The organism is Staphylococcus sp. HMSC068C09 (genome assembly GCF_001813735.1).
Lineage (GTDB): Bacteria > Bacillota > Bacilli > Staphylococcales > Staphylococcaceae > Staphylococcus > Staphylococcus hominis.
Map to the genome: position 1 here is coordinate 1 of NZ_KV813734.1, position 392 is coordinate 392.

General features: G+C 30.1%; 1 protein-coding gene. It reads left to right on the forward strand.

What is annotated here, in order from left to right; genetic code table 11:
• The coding region (locus HMPREF2930_RS01375; protein WP_141751507.1) for a transposase at positions 1-392 on the forward strand (392 nt) is incomplete at both ends.

The window sequence follows — 392 nt, forward strand, 5'->3', positions numbered from 1 at the left end:
GCGAAAGCATAAATACGACGTCCAAAAATCTATTTTAAAGGATAGAAATAGTTATTCTAAAACAGATCATGATGCCACATTTATGAGAATGAAAGAAGATCATATGAAAAATGGACAACTCAAGCCAGGTTATAATTTACAAATAGCGACAAATTCTCAATTCGTTTTATCTTATAATGTGTATCAAAATCCGACTGATACAAGAACGATGATACCATTTTTAAATTTAATTCAAGAGACCTACGGTCATTTACCTGAATATATTGTAGCTGATGCAGGTTATGGTAGCGAACCCAATTATATGGCAATTATAGATGATTTTAATCGAATACCACTTATAACCTACGGTATGTTTATAAAAGATAAAACTAAAAAATATAAAAGCGACATCT